16 protein-coding genes are annotated in these 15,565 nt (G+C 69.0%); 10 read left to right on the forward strand and 6 right to left on the reverse strand.

Annotated features, from left to right (window positions below; all coding sequences use genetic code 11):
* Positions 1 to 92: 92 nt before the first annotated feature.
* Entirely contained in the window at positions 93 to 485 is a 393-nt protein-coding gene (locus tag ABDW35_RS17005; protein WP_343715072.1) for a response regulator, read from the reverse strand.
* Between the two features lie 272 nt (positions 486 to 757).
* Here ABDW35_RS17005 and ABDW35_RS17010 point away from each other — a divergent pair, with 272 nt between their 5' ends.
* Both ABDW35_RS17010 and ABDW35_RS17015 read left to right on the forward strand, forming a co-directional pair.
* Positions 758 to 4,225 carry a CheR family methyltransferase gene (locus ABDW35_RS17010; RefSeq protein WP_343715073.1) on the forward strand — a complete coding sequence of 1,156 codons (3,468 nt, stop codon included), beginning with the start codon at positions 758 to 760 and terminating at the stop codon, positions 4,223 to 4,225.
* 66 nt (positions 4,226 to 4,291) lie between these two features.
* Complete coding sequence (locus tag ABDW35_RS17015; RefSeq protein WP_343715074.1) at positions 4,292 to 5,293, forward strand: chemotaxis protein CheB; 1,002 nt, start codon at positions 4,292 to 4,294, stop codon at positions 5,291 to 5,293.
* A 10-nt stretch (positions 5,294 to 5,303) separates the two neighbouring features.
* Here ABDW35_RS17015 and ABDW35_RS17020 read toward each other — a convergent pair whose 3' ends face one another.
* From ABDW35_RS17020 to ABDW35_RS17035, 4 genes are all read right to left on the reverse strand, one after another.
* A complete protein-coding gene (locus ABDW35_RS17020; protein WP_343715075.1) occupies positions 5,304 to 6,689 on the reverse strand; it encodes a PAS domain S-box protein in 1,386 nt (461 codons plus the stop codon).
* Positions 6,690 to 7,016: 327 nt separating this feature from the next.
* Positions 7,017 to 7,391, reverse strand: a complete 375-nt coding sequence (locus ABDW35_RS17025) for an avidin/streptavidin family protein (protein WP_343715076.1) — start codon at positions 7,389 to 7,391, stop codon at positions 7,017 to 7,019.
* Between the two features lie 50 nt (positions 7,392 to 7,441).
* Positions 7,442 to 7,783 carry a hypothetical protein gene (locus ABDW35_RS17030; RefSeq protein ID WP_343715077.1) on the reverse strand — a complete coding sequence of 114 codons (342 nt, stop codon included), beginning with the start codon at positions 7,781 to 7,783 and terminating at the stop codon, positions 7,442 to 7,444.
* Between the two features lie 9 nt (positions 7,784 to 7,792).
* A complete protein-coding gene (locus tag ABDW35_RS17035) occupies positions 7,793 to 8,038 on the reverse strand; it encodes a hypothetical protein (RefSeq protein ID WP_343715078.1) in 246 nt (81 codons plus the stop codon).
* A 283-nt stretch (positions 8,039 to 8,321) separates the two neighbouring features.
* Between ABDW35_RS17035 and ABDW35_RS17040 the strand changes: the two genes are divergently transcribed.
* Positions 8,322 to 8,822: an RNA polymerase sigma factor gene (locus ABDW35_RS17040; RefSeq protein WP_343715079.1), complete on the forward strand. Its 501-nt coding sequence runs from the start codon at positions 8,322 to 8,324 to the stop codon at positions 8,820 to 8,822.
* Here the strand turns inward: ABDW35_RS17040 and ABDW35_RS17045 are convergent.
* Positions 8,815 to 9,786, reverse strand: a complete 972-nt coding sequence (locus tag ABDW35_RS17045) for a cation diffusion facilitator family transporter (protein WP_343715080.1) — start codon at positions 9,784 to 9,786, stop codon at positions 8,815 to 8,817. The two genes, ABDW35_RS17040 and ABDW35_RS17045, sit on opposite strands and share 8 nt — an antisense overlap.
* A 248-nt stretch (positions 9,787 to 10,034) precedes the next feature.
* Here ABDW35_RS17045 and ABDW35_RS17050 point away from each other — a divergent pair, with 248 nt between their 5' ends.
* From ABDW35_RS17050 to ABDW35_RS17080, 7 genes are all read left to right on the forward strand, one after another.
* Positions 10,035 to 11,129 carry an inositol-3-phosphate synthase gene (locus tag ABDW35_RS17050; RefSeq protein ID WP_343715081.1) on the forward strand — a complete coding sequence of 365 codons (1,095 nt, stop codon included), beginning with the start codon at positions 10,035 to 10,037 and terminating at the stop codon, positions 11,127 to 11,129.
* Positions 11,126 to 11,722 (forward strand): histidine phosphatase family protein, encoded by a 597-nt coding sequence (locus tag ABDW35_RS17055; protein ID WP_343715082.1) that lies wholly within the window; start codon positions 11,126 to 11,128, stop codon positions 11,720 to 11,722. Before ABDW35_RS17050 ends, ABDW35_RS17055 begins: the two co-directional genes overlap by 4 nt.
* 9 nt (positions 11,723 to 11,731) lie before the next feature.
* Positions 11,732 to 12,829 carry a glycosyltransferase gene (locus ABDW35_RS17060; protein WP_343715083.1) on the forward strand — a complete coding sequence of 366 codons (1,098 nt, stop codon included), beginning with the start codon at positions 11,732 to 11,734 and terminating at the stop codon, positions 12,827 to 12,829.
* Positions 12,830 to 12,832: 3 nt separating this feature from the next.
* Positions 12,833 to 13,648, forward strand: coding sequence for a nucleotidyltransferase family protein (locus ABDW35_RS17065; protein WP_343715084.1), 816 nt, complete (start codon positions 12,833 to 12,835; stop codon positions 13,646 to 13,648).
* Between the two features lie 14 nt (positions 13,649 to 13,662).
* Positions 13,663 to 14,424 carry a TIGR04290 family methyltransferase gene (locus ABDW35_RS17070; protein WP_343715085.1) on the forward strand — a complete coding sequence of 254 codons (762 nt, stop codon included), beginning with the start codon at positions 13,663 to 13,665 and terminating at the stop codon, positions 14,422 to 14,424.
* On the forward strand, positions 14,421 to 15,335 hold the full coding sequence (locus ABDW35_RS17075; protein ID WP_343715086.1) for a beta-xylosidase: 915 nt from the start codon (positions 14,421 to 14,423) through the stop codon (positions 15,333 to 15,335). Before ABDW35_RS17070 ends, ABDW35_RS17075 begins: the two co-directional genes overlap by 4 nt.
* Before the next feature lie 3 nt (positions 15,336 to 15,338).
* Positions 15,339 to 15,565, forward strand: a 227-nt coding sequence (locus ABDW35_RS17080) for a hypothetical protein (RefSeq protein WP_343715087.1), incomplete at its 3' end; no start/stop codon positions are given.

The following is a 15,565-nucleotide window of genomic DNA, read 5'->3' on the forward strand; positions in this document are numbered from 1 at the left end:
CCCTATCTATAGGGTATGCTTCCTGTCGGCATTGATTGTGGTCTTCAGTCTCATCGAATGCCTGGAAGATGCGGGAACAGGGACGGAGTGATTCAATCGCTGTGGGCCGTGGTCGCGACGGGATGGAGCAGGCTGTCGATGCAGCGCTTCAGATCCAGGTCGTCGAAGGGCTTCCGCAGCAGCATCTCCCCGGCGCAGTCGGGATCGAGCTCGCTCTCGCGATAGGCCGTGGTCAGGACGAAGGGGATGCCGCGGCGGCGCAGCACCTTCACCACCGGGTAGACGCGCTCGTCACGCTGCAGATGGACGTCGAGGATGGCGGCCGAGACCGGCTCGGCTTCCGCCAGGCGCAGGGCGCCGGCCAGATCGCCGACCGGGCCCGCGACCTCATGGCCGAGGCGCCGGACCGTCTCCTCGATCATCAGCGCGACAAGGAACTCGTCCTCGACCACCAGGATCCGGGCGGGTTCGGCGGAGGGGGACATCACGCACCTCCGATTTCGAATTGACCTCAACTTGGCAACAGGCCGAAAGGGTATAGAGTTGCTTCCAGCCGCAAATTCGGCCGGGCGACATTCGATCCCACCGGCCGGGCCTGCTTGACCCCGGTACCGCCCGAACGGAGACAGTCAGCGTGCCGACCCGCGCCAAACCCGCAGCCGCAGGCCGGAGCGAGCGCCGCCCGCCGTCCCGGAAAGCCTCTGCCCGTTCCGGTCGATCCGCAACCGATTCCTCATCGGCCAGGCTGATCGTGGCGATGGGGGCCTCGGCCGGCGGGCTGGAGGCGTTCGAGCGCTTCTTCCTGCACATGCCGGCCGACACCGGCTTGGCCTTCGTGCTGGTGCCCCATCTCGACGCCCATCACAAGAGCGCGATGGCCGAACTGGTGGGCCGGTTCACCCGCATGCCCGTGGTGCAGATCGAGGACGGCATGACCATCGCCACCGATTGCATCCACATCATTCCGCCCAACACCACACTGACGATGCGGGGCGATGCCTTCCAGATCGAGACGCCGCGCAGCCACGCCTCCACGATCGACAGCTTCTTCCGCTCGGTGGCGGAGCAGCATGGCGAAACCGCCGCCGGCATCATCCTGTCCGGCAGCGGCAGCGACGGGTCGGTCGGGCTGAAGGCGATCAAGGAGGGCGGCGGCCTGACCATGGCCCAGGCCGGCGAGACCTCGCGCTACGACAGCATGCCGCGCAGCGCCATCGCCACTGGCCTGGTCGATTTCGTGCTGCCGGTCGAGGAGATGCCGGCGCAGCTGGTCCAGTATGCCCGGACCCTCTCCCGCCTGAAGCGCGAGGGGACGACGCCGGTGCGGCAGGAGACGCGGCGGCATCTGGTCAAGATCTTCACCCTGCTGCGCGCCAGCACCGGTCACGATTTCAGCCAGTACAAGAACAACACCTTCATCCGCCGGGTGCATCGCCGCATGCAGGTGATGCAGATGACCTCGCTGGCCGATTATGTCGAGCTGCTGCGCAAGGATGCGGTCGAGGTCGAGGCGCTGTTCCGCGACCTGCTGATCGGGGTGACGCATTTCTTCCGCGACGCCAAGGCGTTCGAGGTGCTGGAGCGCGAGGTCATCCCGAAGCTGATGGAGGAGAAGGGCCCCGACGACCAGGTCCGGGTCTGGGTTCCCGGCTGCGCGACGGGGGAGGAGGCGTATTCGATCGCCATCCTGCTGCGCGAGCGGATGATCGAGAGCGACGTCGCGCTGAAGGTCCAGATCTTCGCCACCGACATCGACGACCACGCCCTGACGGTCGCCCGGAACGGCGTGTATCCGGACACGATCGCCCGCGACATCTCGCCGGAGCGCCTCGAGCGCTATTTCGTCAAGGACGCCGGCAACTACCGCGTGATCAAGGAAATCCGCGAGATGTGCATCTTCTCGGTGCACAATGTGATCAAGGACGCCCCGTTCTCAAAGCTCGACCTGATCTCCTGCCGCAACCTGCTGATCTATCTGGACGCGACGCTGCAGAACCGGGTGCTGCTGCTGTTCCACTTCGCCCTGCGGCAGCGCGGCTATCTGTTCCTGGGGCCGTCCGAGAACATCACCCAGCACCCGAAGCTGTTCGCCAAGATCGACAGCCGCCAGCGCCTGTTCAAGGCGCGGGCGGTGGAGGCGGAGCGACCGACCGTCGAATTCCCGCTGACCACGTCGATCTACCGCAACCATATGGAGCTGGAGCGGCCGGCGGGCGCGCTGCCGATCGTCAAGGATACGATCAGCCGGCGGGCGCAGCGGGTGGTCGACGGCTATGCGCCGGCCTGCTTCGTGGTCGATGAGCATTACGAGATCCTGCACTTCTCCGGCCGCACCGGCCGCTACCTGCAGCCGTCGCCCGGCGTGGCCAGCCTGAACCTGTTCAGCATCGTCGAGGCCAGCCTGCGGCCGGACCTGCGCACCGTCATCCACCAGGCCTTCGCCTCCGGCCAGCGCACCCTGCGCGAGAACGTGTCGCTGCCGGTCGATGGCGGCTTCCAGGCGATCAACCTGATCGCCGAGCCGCTGGCGGTCACCGAGACCGATCAGAAGCTTTGCGTCGTCATCGTGCAGGAGGTCGGCACCCTCAAGCAGCTCGGCATCACCCGGCCGGAGGCGGCGTCGGACGTCCAGAAGGACGAGATCATCCGGCACCTGGAATCGGAGCTGATCGCGACGCGGGAGCGGCTGCAGACGACGATCGAGGAGCTCGAGACCTCGAACGAGGAGATGAAGTCCTCGAACGAGGAGTTCCAGTCGGTCAACGAGGAGCTGCAATCCACCAATGAGGAGCTGGAGACCTCGAAGGAGGAGCTGCAATCGGTCAATGAGGAGCTGGAGACGGTCTACGCCGAGCTGAACTCCAAGATCGAGAGCCTCGACCGCGCCATCAGCGACCGCAAGAACCTGCTGGAAAGCACCCAGATCGCGACGCTGTTCCTGGACAACAACCTGCGGGTGCGCAGCTTCACCCCGGCGATCACCGAGATCTTCCACCTGATCGAGAGCGGCTACGGCCGGCCGATCACCGACATCGTCAGCCGCCTGTCCTACGAGGCGCTGTCGCGCGACGTCAGCCGGGTGCTGCGCACCCTGACAAGGCTGGAGCAGGAGGTGGCGCTGGCGGACGGGTCGGCCAGCTACATCATGCGGATCCTACCATACCGCTCTGTCGACAACGTCATCAACGGCGTCGTCATCACCTTCATCGACATCACCGAGCGTAAGCGCAGCGAGGAGGCGTTCGCCAGGCTGGCCGCGATCATCGACAATTCGCAGGAAGCGATCATCGGCATGGCGCCCGACGGCACCATCACCAGCTGGAACGCCGGGGCCGAGCGCATGTACGGCTATTCGGCGGAGGAGGCGATCGGCCGGGCCCTGTCCTTCCTCTCCGTCGCCAACCGGTCGTCCGAGCTGCGGCAGATCCTCGACCGGCTGAAGCGCCAGCCGGCGCAGCAGAGCGTGGTCGAGACCGAGAGGCTGACCAAGGACGGGCGCCGGATCTTCGTCTCCTACACCGCCTCGCCGATCCGCGACACCGCCGGGAAGCTGGTGCCCGTGGCGGTGGTCGAGCGCGACACCACCGAGCGGCGGCAGGCGGAGGAACGGCAGCAGCTGCTGCTGGCGGAGCTGAACCACCGGGTCAAGAACACGCTGGCCAGCGTGCTGTCGATCGCCGGCCGCACGCGGCAGTCCAGCGCCTCGCTGGAGGAGTTCAGCCAGTCTTTCGAAGGCCGCGTCCAGTCGCTGGCCAGCGCGCATGAGCTGCTGGCGGAGAATGTCTGGTCCGGCGCCGACCTCCGCCAGACGCTGCTGCGCGAGCTGCAGCCCTACCACGAAGGCAAGGATCCGCCGGTGCTGACGGGCGGCGAGGTGTTCCTGCCGGCCCGCGCGGCGCTGATCTTCGCCATGGCGTTCCACGAGCTGGCGACCAACGCCTCGAAATACGGCGCCCTGTCCGCGCCCGGCGGCGCGGTCAAGGTCGGCTGGCGCGTGGTCAAGAGCGCCGCCACGCCCTTCCTGCGCATCGAATGGACCGAGCGGGGCGGCCCGAAGACGGCGGAGCCGACCCGCGAAGGCTTCGGGCTCAGCTTCGTCAAGCGCAGCATCGCCTATGAGCTGCACGGCAACGCCGAGCTCACCTTCAAGCCCGCCGGCCTGCAATGCCGGATCGAGGTGCCGATGACCGAGCTGCGCCCGGATCCGGAGCGATCGCCCGGCTGACCCGGGAACGCCGACCCCACGGGCAAGGTTGTCAAGGGATCAGCCCGTGGGCGCGAAGGAGCAGGCATGGCCAACCGCGACATCGTGGCGATCGGCACGTCCGCCGGCGGCCTTGCCGCGCTCAAGCGCCTGGTCGCGGGCCTGCCGGCCGATCTCGATGCGGCGGTGCTGGTGGTCCAGCATCTGACCAGCGACCGCCGCAGCGCGCTCGCCGACATCCTGGACCGGGCGGGGCCCCTGCCGGCCGGTTTCGCCGAGGATGGCGCGCCGGTGGTGCGCGGGCGGATCCATGTCGCCCCGCCGAACCGCCATCTGCTGCTGCAGGGCGACACGCTGCAGCTCGGCCACGGCGCCTGGGAGAACGGCGCCCGCCCGTCCATCGACACGCTGTTCCGCAGCGTTGCCGTCTGCTGTGGCCCGTGCAGCATCGGCGTGGTGCTGACCGGATATCTCGACGACGGCAGCGCCGGCCTGCGGGCCCTGCGGCGCTGCGGCGGCATCACGGTGGTCCAGGACCCGGCCGATGCCGAATATCCGGACATGCCCCGCAGCGCGCTGGCGGCAACGGACGTGGATCATCTGGCCGCCCTGGACGACATGCCGGGCCTGTTGGCCGGGCTGGTCGCCGCCCCCGCGGGGCCGCCGGTGGCGGTGCCTGCGGATATCCGGCTGGAGGTCGACATCATGGCAAGGCAGGCCGGCGACGAGATGGCGGCGCTCGACCGGCTCGGCGAGCGTTCGGTCTTCACCTGCCCGGATTGCGGCGGCGTGATGTGGGAGGTGCAGGACGGCGGCGCCCTGCGCTACCGCTGCCATCTCGGTCATGCCTACTCTGCCGACTCCTTCGGCCATGCGATGTCGGGGGAGGTGGTGCAGGGCATGGAGGTTGCCCTGCGGACCTTGGAGGAGCGCGGCCGAATGCTCCGCCGCCTCGGCGAGCAGGCCGGCCAGCAGGGACGGGAACGATCGGCCCGGATGTGGTCGGAGCGGGCAGAGGTGTTCGGCCGGCAGGCCGAGGCCATCCGCGTGGCGCTGCTGCAGATCCACAAGGCCGAGGAAGCCGGCTGAAGCCTCCAGGCTATGAGGGGCCGAGCTGGTTCAGCGGCAGGGTGATCGCGATCGCCAGCCCGTCGCGATGCCAGTGCCGGACGAGATCGCCCTTCAACTGGCCCTTGATCGTGCCGTCCGCCAGCCAAGTGCCGAAGCCGTCGGCCTCCGGCGGCGCCGCGATGGGCGGGCCGCCGCGCTCCACCCAGTCGAGGCGAAGCTGGTCGGCCTCGACCGCGAGGGTGATCTCCACCTGCCCGCCGGGCATCGACAGGGCGCCGTACTTCGCCGCGTTGGTGGCGAGTTCGTGGAACACCAGTGCCAGGCCGGTCACGGCATGGCCCTCGACGGCCAGATCCAGGCCCGAGATGGACACCCGCCGCCCGGGCACTTCCTCGTAGGGCGATACGATGGTTCGGACCAGCGCACGCAGCGAGGTGGGGGTGGCCGCCTTTTCGCGCCGGATGTCGGCCAGAGTCAGGTCATGCGCCCGCGCCAGGGCGCCGAGGCGGCTTTGCACCGCCTCGGTCAGCTGCTCGACCGAGGCGCTGGACCGGGCGCTGAGGGTCACCACGGCGCCGGCCAGGGCGAACAGGTTCTTCACCCGGTGGCTCATCTCGCGCAGCAGCAAGGTCTGCCGCTCCTGAGCCCGCCGTTGCTCGGTGATGTCGCGCACGATCTTGGACGCGCCGACGATCCGGCCCTCGGCATCCTTGACCGGCGATACTGACAGGGAGACCTCGACCAGGCTGCCGTCCTTGCGGCGCCGCACCGTCTCGAACCGGCCGATGCGCTCGCCGGCCCGGATGCGGGTCAGCATGCGGGGTTCCTCCTCGTGCCGGTCGAGCGGGATCAGGATCGTGATCGGCTTGCCGACCACCTCCTCCGCGGCATAGCCGAACAGCCTCTGCGCCCCGGCGTTCCAGGCCGTGATGATGCCGTCCAGATCCTTGGCCAGGATGGCGTCGTCGGAGGATTCGACGATGGCTGCCAGGCGCTGCGCGGCAAGCTCCGCCTGGTACCGCTCGGTGACGTCGATCAGGATGTTGACCGCGCCGGTCAGCCGGCCCGCAGCGTTGAACAGCGGTGTCGGATAGGGGACGAAATGCACCCGGCTGCCATCGGGCCGCTCGGCGATCGTGTCCACCCCCAGGACCGGCCGCCGCTCCCGCAGCGACAGCGCCAGCGGCGCTTCGTCATGGGGCAGCGGGGTGCCGTCGGGCCGGAACAGCTTCCACGCGCCGTTGTACCGCGCCTTGCCGATCTCCGGATCCAAGCCCCACAGCCGGGCCGCCGCGTCGTTGAAGAAGGTGATCCACCCCTCGGCATCGGTCATGTACACCGCCACCGGGAGGCTGCGCAGCAGCGCCTGCCATTGCGGCTCGTCGGCAAGCCGCCCGAGCTTGAACCGCGTCATCCGGAACTCGGGCGCGGCTGATTCCGGCAGACCAACCATCCGGCGTCCCTCTGTCGAAACCGACATTGCTCCGCCATCGACGGGGCACGATCAACGGCATCAAGGAAGGTAGAGGCTGCCGTTGCGAAAGGCAACGAGGCGGCGCCGCGGATCCTGGACCGGCAGGGTTCGGGCACTATGCCAGCCACGCGCTTCGCAAAGTTTAGTCGCAATGAATCTGTAAAATTATCACATGATATATTTCCGCTCGTCAGTTGAACTGCGCCATGGACGGTGATCAAACAGCGATGGTCGTGGCGACGTCTGTTCTCGCGCTGACGCGACGGCTCAGCCGATGCGCTCGAACGTGTCCAGGCTGGTGCCGAAGGCGCGCCAGGCCCCGACCTCGCGGATCTCGGCAGGTGCACCTTCCGCGGCCCCTGTCAAAGCGTGGCCGGCGACGGTGTGCCAGAGGGTCTCGAGTTTGCCCTCCCTGAGCAGCCCCGTGTAGCTGACCGCGGCTGGTCCGGCCGTGCCGTTGCCGGCGGCGGTAAAGCCGATGACGTCGCCATAGGCGGCTCCATGGATCGGGATGTCCTGCCCGAAGAAGCTGCTGTCCTCCAGGGCCGTGCGGAACCTGCCGCGGATGACCCCGCCGCTGTCATCCTCGATCACCACGATAGAGCCGTACTGGTTGCGCCATGTGCCAGTCCAGGATGCCATAGCCTCGTCTCCTTGAATCGACCGCTTCAGGATCCGATGCTGGGGTTAGGTCAGGCGAACCCCAGCAGGCCGACCGCGAGTGCCGCCGCCAGCAGCAGGCCCAGGACGACCGCAAGCGCGGAGACATGCATCAGGCTTCCCGGCGCTTTGCGGCGATCCGGACCCTGGTGGCCCTGGACGAGCCGGGTGTCCGGCGGGCGGCCGATCGCCTCGCGCCCGCGCGCATCGCCGACCTCGTCCGACGATGGCGGCGTGCCGGCCGCCTCGTCATCCGTGCCGAGCGGGGCCGCGGCCGGATCCAGGGCTGGGATCTTGTCCCCGGTCAGGCCACGGTCGATGTCGCGCAGCAGCTGCTGCGTCGTCGGCTGCGTCCCGCGCGTCTGCTCGGGCATGGTTCGCTCCTACCAAGTCCCGGTCTCGATCACCTGGCCGGCCAGGCGGCCGGAGCTGCGAATGGCGTCGAGGCGCGCCTCCGCATCCTCCTGGTCATAGGCCCAGATCGTCGCGGTCCAGACGCGTTCCAGGCCCGACTGGGTCTCCAGATGCGAATACTCGGCCACGAAGCGGAACATCGGCCGCCCCCACTGGTCGCAGGAGATGTGCTCGGGCTCCGGGCGCTGGCGATCGGGCAGGCGGACAACAGTCATAATGCCTTGATCCATCGGATGGTGGCGACCTGCTTCCTGAATGCCGTGGCGGCGATCGCGGTTCCGGTAGCCTAGCTGAATCCGTCAGGTCTTCAGTTAATCGAGTATCGAACAAACATTTGTTATCTGAAGGAAAATGCCATCATTTGATAATAAATTAAAAACAGGAACGAAGTTTTCGGCATGAGGTTTGTTTGTATGTTCGTTGAGTTTTATTGCCGCTCGGTATCGCCTCGCTGAATGCGATGACAAGTGGCCTCCAGCCTTACAAGGGGAAGACCCCATGCCGGACCAGAGCCGTGCTTCAGACCGTGCCGACTTCACAGCCGTCGTCGCCCCAGTCATCTGCGAGCTTCGGCGTTATGCGCGATCGCTGACCCGCAACCGGGCGGATGCGGAGGATCTGCTGCAGGACACGTTGCTGCGCGCCTACAACAAGTTCCATCTCTGGCAGCCGGGCACCAACATCGCCGGCTGGCTCTCCGTGGTGATGAAGCGCGTGTTCCTGTCGCAATTCGAGCGCCGCGGCCGGCTGATCGCGGTGCCCGCTGAGGATTTCGACGGGCCGCAGCCGCCGAGCCAGGACGACGTCCTGGACCTCGTCCGGCTCGGCAAAGCGATCGACGGCCTGCAGCGGCATCATCGCGAACTGGTGGAGGCGGTTGCGATCAACGGCGATTCCTATGAGGAGGCGGCGCATGCGTTCCACATTCCGATCGGCACGGTCCGGTCCCGCCTCGGCCGCGCTCGCGACCACCTCCGCCAGGAGATCGGCGTCAACTGACGGCAGCGTCGGTCAGGTGCGGCGTCGTCGCCGGTGAACTGGGCCGCAGGAAGATGCGAGTGACGCGGGGCTGGGCGTCCTTCAGCCTCCCCGTCAGCTCATCGACCGCCAGGAGGGCCTCCCGGCGGTCGAGCCCGTCGCGGAAATCGACGGTCATGGCCAGCAGGATCTCGGCCGGGCCGAGATGCATGGTCAGGATCTCGACAACCCGCGCCACCCGCGGATCCTCCTCGACGATCCGCCGCAATTGCCGCACCACCGGCTCCGCCGCGCTTTCCCCGATCAGCAGGCTTCGCGTCTCATTCGCCAGCATGCCGGCGGCGGCAATCAGCAGGCAGCCCACCCCGATCGACGCCACGCCGTCGAAGATCGGCTCGTCCAGCACGAGCGTCAGCACCAAGCCGGCGAGAGCGACGACGAGCCCGGCGAGTGCGGTCGAGTCCTCCAGCAGCACCGCGAAGATGCCCGGATCCTTGCTGCCGCGGATGGCACGCCAGAATGGGACGTCGGGCTGGCTGCGCCGGAACTCGCGCCAGGCCACCAGCAGCGAGCCGCCCTCGAACACGAAGGCCGCCGCGAGCACCAGGAGGTTGACCCAGACGCGCTGCACCGGCTCGGGAGATGCAATCTTCTCGGCGCCCTCATAGATCGAGACGACCCCGCCGAGGGCGAAGATCATCAACGCGACCACAAAGGTCCAGAAATAGTATTCCATGCCGTAGCCGAAGGGATGGCGGCTGTCGGCCGGGCGCGCTGCCCGGGACAAGCCGAGCAACAGCAGCACCTGGTTGCCGGAATCGACGGCGGAGTGGATCGCCTCGCTGAGCATGGCCGTGCTGCCGGTCCAGGCCGCGGCCGCCGATTTGATCGCCGCGACCGCCAGGTTGCCGGCCAGCGCCGCATAGATCGGCCGGCGGGAGCCGCTCTCGGCGGCCGGCGCCGTGACGCCGCGCGTCAGCCGCACGTGTGGCGGGGCAACTCGGGCTATATCGTCGGGCCGGGGAAGCGGGCGTCCTGCTGGCATGGCCGGGCAACGGCGTTGGCAGCGGCGGGGTTCCGGCCCGTCGTTCGCGAAAAATCGCGGTGGCCGCAGCGCGACCGGAACCGGCTTTCCGAACACCCCGTTGGCCTTCCAGGAACTTACATCGGCAGGCCTGCACCCGGCCGGCCTGTCCCTCCCGATCCGATCCGCATCGCAGGGGAGTCGAAAGCGTGAGCGCGAAACCCATCCGCCTGGGAATCGTGGGCGTCGGCAATTGCGCCTCGTCCCTGGTCCAGGGACTGACCCATTACCGTGACGCCCGCGGCAACGAGCCGCTTCCGGGGCTGATGACGGCCGATCTCGGCGGCTACCATGTCGGCGACATCGAGGTCGCCTCGGCCTTCGACGTCGCCGCCAGCAAGGTGGGGCGGGACGTGGCGGAGGCCATCGCCGCCCCTCCGAACAACACCCACCGCTTTGCCGATGTCGCGCCGACCGGGGTGCGGGTGCAGCGCGGCAACACGCTGGACGGGCTCGGCAAGTACCTGCGCGAGCGGATCGAGGAATCGGAGGAGCCGGTGGCCGATGTCGCCGGCATCCTCAAGGAAACCGGGACCGACGTCCTCGTCTCATATCTCCCGGTCGGGTCCCAGCAGGCCGCCGAATGGTATGCCGAACAGGCGCTGGAGGCCGGCTGCGCCTTCGTCAACTGCATGCCGGTCTTCATCGCCTCCCGCCCGGAATGGCGGCAGCGTTTCGAGGAGCGGCGCCTGCCGATCATCGGCGACGACATCAAGAGCCAGGTCGGCGCCACCATCGTTCACCGCATGCTGACCAACCTGTTCCGCGAACGCGGCGTGCGGGTGGACCGCACCTATCAGCTCAACTTCGGCGGCAACACCGATTTCGAGAACATGCTCGAGCGCGAGCGGCTGGAATCGAAGAAGATCTCCAAGACCCAGTCGGTGATGAGCCAGCTGGACATCCCGCTGGCGGCCGAGAACGTCCATGTCGGCCCCAGCGACTACGTGCCGTGGCTCAGCGACCGGAAATGGGCCTATATTCGGCTCGAGGGCACCACCTTCGGCGGCGTGCCGCTGAATGTCGAGGTCAAGCTCGAGGTCTGGGATTCCCCGAACTCCGCCGGCATCGTCATCGATGCGGTGCGCTGTGCCCGGCTGGGCCTCGACCGCGGCATCGGCGGGGCGCTGATCGGCCCGTCCAGCTACTTCATGAAGTCGCCGCCGGAGCAGTTCACCGACGCCGTGGCGCGGGAGCGGACGCTGCGCTTCATCGCCGGCGACCCGCCGCAGGGCACGGCATGACCACCACCTTCCTGCTGCTGCGCCATGCCGCGCACGACAATGTCGGCGGCTACCTGGCCGGGCGCATGGGCGGCGTCGTGCTCGGCGAGGCGGGGCGGGCCCAGGCGGACCGGCTGGCCCGCCGCCTGCGGGTTGAACGGATCGACGCCATCGTCGCCAGCCCGCGGGAGCGGACGCAGCAGACCGCGCAGGCCGTCGCGGCAGCCTGCGGCCTGCCGGTGGAGACGGCGGAGGAGCTGGACGAGATCGATTTCGGCCGCTGGTCGGGGCAGGGCTTCGAGGCGCTGCAGCAGGACCCGCTGTGGCAGCGCTGGAACGCCGTGCGCAGCCTGATCCGCACGCCCGGCGGCGAGACCATGCTCGACGTGCAGCGGCGCGTGCTCGGGCTGATGGAGCGGCTGGCCGCCCGGCAGGACGGCCGGTGCATCGCCCTGGTCAGCCATGCCGACGTGATCAAGGCCGCGGTGCTGCACCATCTCGGCCTGGCGATCGACGCCTGGCCGCGCTTCGACATCGCGCCCGCCTCGATCACCCGGCTGGAGGTCGGGGACTGGGGCGCGCGGCTGCTGGGCCTCAACGAGACCGTGGACTAGGAGGGCGCGATGAAGCTCGTCGTCTTCGGCCTCACCGTCAGCTCCTCCTGGGGCAACGGTCACGCCACGCTCTGGCGCGGCCTGATCCGGGCGCTGTCGCGCCATGGCTGGCAGGTGGTGTTCTTCGAGCGCGACGTGCCCTATTACGCCGGCGCCCGCGACCTGCATGCGCTGAAGCAGGGGGAGTTGGTGCTGTACCCCGCCTGGGCCCAGGTGCGCGACCTGGCGGCGCGCCATCTGGCCGACGCCGACGCCGCGATGGTGACCTCCTTCTGCCCCGACGGCCTGGAGGCGACCGATCTGCTGCTGGACGCACCGCGGCCGCTGCACGTCTTCTACGACCTCGACACGCCGGTGACGCTGGAGCGGCTGGAGCAGGGGCAGCCACTGTCCTATATCGGGCCGCGCGGCCTCGCCGATTTCGACCTCGTCCTCAGCTATACCGGCGGCGGCGCGCTGGACGCGCTGCGCGACCGCCTCGGCGCCCGCATCGCCGTGCCGCTCTACGGCCATGTCGACCCGGACGTGCATTGCCCGGCGGCGCCGCGGCCCGATTTCGCCGGCGACCTGTCCTACATCGGCACCTATGCGCCGGACCGGCAGGCGGCGCTGGAGAGCCTGCTGGTCGAGCCGGCGCGGCGGCGGCCGGATCTGCGCTTCGTCATCGCCGGGGCGCAGTACCCCGACGACTTCCCCTGGGCCGGTAACATCTACTTCCTGCGCCACCTGGCGCCGGCCGACCATCCCGGCTTCTACGCCTCGTCGCGCCTGACCCTGAACGTCACCCGCGGCTCCATGGCGCGGATGGGCTGGTGCCCGTCCGGCCGGCTGTTCGAGGCCGCGGCCTGCGGCACGCCGGTGCTGAGCGACGCCTGGCCGGGGCTGGAGGAGTTCTTCGCCCCCGGGCGGGAGATCCTGCTGGCCCGCGGCACCGACGACGCCCTGGCCGCGCTGGACCTGTCCGAGGCCGAGCTGCGCCGGATCGGCGCCGCCGCCCGGGAGCGCGTGCTGGACGAGCACAGCTCGACCCGCCGGGCCGCCGAGCTGGAAGAGCTGCTCGCCTCCGCCCGGCCGGCGCCGGCCAGACCCATCGCCATGGAGGCCTGATCGATGTGGGGCATCGTGCCCGCCGCGGGACGCGGCAGCCGGATCCAGCCCTTGGCCTTTTCCAAGGAGCTGCTGCCGGTCGGCAGCCGGATCGACGGCGGCGAGGAGAGGCCCTGCGCCGTCAGCGAGTATCTGCTGGAACGGATGATCGAGGCCGGGGCGGACAAGATCTGCTTCGTCATCGCCCCCGGCAAGTCGGACATCCTGGAATATTATGGCAGCGACTATGGCGGCGCGGCCGCCACCTATGTGGTGCAGCCGCAGGCGTCCGGCCTGTGCGACGCGATCTTCCGCGCCTTGCCGCTGATCGGGCCCGACGAACCGGTCCTGGTCGGCCTGCCCGACACAGTGTGGTTCCCCAAGGACGGCTTCGCCGACCTGCCGGAGGACGGCCTGTCCTTCCTGCTGTTCCCGGTCGACCATCCCGAGTTCTTCGACGCCGTCGTGCTGGACGAGCAGGGCGCGGTGCGCGAGATCCAGGTGAAGCAGGCGGACGCCCGGACCCGCTGGATCTGGGGCGCGTTCAAGATGACGGGGAGAGAGCTGCGCCAGCTGCACGCCCTGTGGCTGCGGCGCGGCCGGCGCGACGAATACATCGGCACGCTGGTCAATGCCTGGCTGGCCGAAGGCGGCCGGGCGGTGGGCGTCCGCTCCGGCCTCTCCTATGTCGATGTCGGCACGCTGCACGGCTACCGCGCGGCGATCGGGCTGCTCGGCGACGCCGCCTCCGGCACCGATGCCGGCGCCGCGGCCGCCGCCCGGGTGGCGACCGGCTGGCCCGCCGGCCGCTCCTTCGGCGCCCCCATCCGCGATCAATGACGGAGGCATCAGGCATGGGACGCATGTCCGGTGATGAGATCCGCCGCCGGGCCGAGGCGCTCGGTCCGTGGTTCCACAACATCGACCTCGACGGGGTCGCCACCGCGCCCGACCATTTCCTGGGCGACTATCCGGCGATGAAGTGGAGAGCCTTTGCCGGAGCGATCCCGCAGGATCTGCGCGGCCGCACCGTGCTCGACATCGGCTGCAACGGCGGCTTCTATTCGCTGGAGATGAAGCGGCGCGGCGCCGATCGGGTGCTGGGCGTCGACTTCGACGAGAGCTACCTGGCCCAGGCCCGCTTCGCCGCCGAGGTCGCCGGCCTGGACATCGAGTTCCGGCATCTCTCGGTCTACGACGTCGCCGCGCTGGGCCAGCGCTTCGACATCGTCCTGTTCATGGGCGTGCTGTACCATTTGCGCCACCCGCTGCTGGCGCTGGACCTGGTGCGCGAGCATGTGGTCGGCGACCTGATGGTGTTCCAATCGATGCAGCGCGGCAGCGCCGAGGTCGGGCCACTGGAACCCAATTATCCGTTCTGGAACGAGGCGCTGTTCGACCGGCCGGACTTCCCGAAGCTGCATTTCATCGAGCACCGCTACGCCGACGACCCGACCAACTGGTGGGTGCCGAACCGCGCCTGCGTCGAGGCGATGCTGCGCAGCGCCGGCTTCGAGATCACCGGGCATCCGGAGCCGGAGGTCTATCTCTGCCGCCCCGCCGGCCGGCCGGAGGGGGAAGGCGCCGTGTATCCGAACCGCGGGAGGACTGCATGATCGAAGCGGCGATGATCTGGAACGAGCCGAACAACAAGTCGCATTGGGACCGCGAGCTCGATCCGGACTGGGCGCTGTTCGCCGACATGGCGATCGCCGCGGCCGACGCCATCGCCGCCGAGAACCCGGACATCCCGAGGGTGCTGGGCGGCATCTCGCCGATCGACCCGGTCTTCATCGAGGGCATGAAGCGGCGCGGCGTGCTGGACCGCCTCGACGCGGTGGCGGTGCACGGCTTCCCGCTGGACTGGAACCTGTGGCAGATCGGGGAATGGCCCGCCAAGCTGGACGAGATCCGGGCCGTCACCGACCTGCCGGTCTGGGTCAGCGAGGTCGGCGTCTCCAGCTTCGGGGCGGAGGAGGTGCAGGCCTGGGGCCTCGACCGCACCGCCGAGCTTCTCGTCGGCCGGGCGCCGCGCATCCACTGGTACAGCCTGTACGATCTGCCCAGCGCCTGGGAGGCGACGACCCGGCACCGGGAGGCCGAAGGCTCGTCCTACTACCGGCACTTCTACATGGGCCTGCTGCGCGAGGACGGCACGCCCAAGCCGGCGCTGGAGCGCTTCGCCCGGCACGCGCCGGCCATGGGCCTGTGTCAGTGGTTCCACTACCAGGACCACCGGCTGGACGACTCCGTGGCCTGGATGAAGCGGCTCGGCGTCACGCATCTGCGCACCGGCCTGTCCTGGGCCGACAGCTTCCGGCCGGACGCGCTGGCCTGGTTCGACCGGCAGATGGAGGCGCTGGCGGATTTCGACGTCACCGTCACCTTCTGCTTCACGCCGGAACATCGCGGCCTGATGCCCCACCACACCAGCCCGCCGGTCGACAAGGCGGAGTTCGCCGCCTTCTGCGCCGACATGATCCGCCGCTACGGCACCCGGGCGGAGCCGCGGCGGGCATTGGGCTGAGCGATGGGGGCCGCGGCATCGACGCTGCTGTCGTCCCTGGCCGGGACTGCGGTCGCCCCGGCCGAGGCGGCGGTCGTCGTCGCCCACCCCGATGACGAAACGATCGGTATCGGCGGGCAGTTGCGGCACCTGCCCGGGATCGCGCTCCTGCACGTCACTGACGGCGCGCCGCGCGGGCTGGAGGATGCGCGGACCTACGGCTTCGCCACGTGGCAGGACTATGCAGCGGC

Source organism: Inquilinus sp., from assembly GCF_039594555.1.
GTDB lineage: Bacteria > Pseudomonadota > Alphaproteobacteria > DSM-16000 > Inquilinaceae > Inquilinus.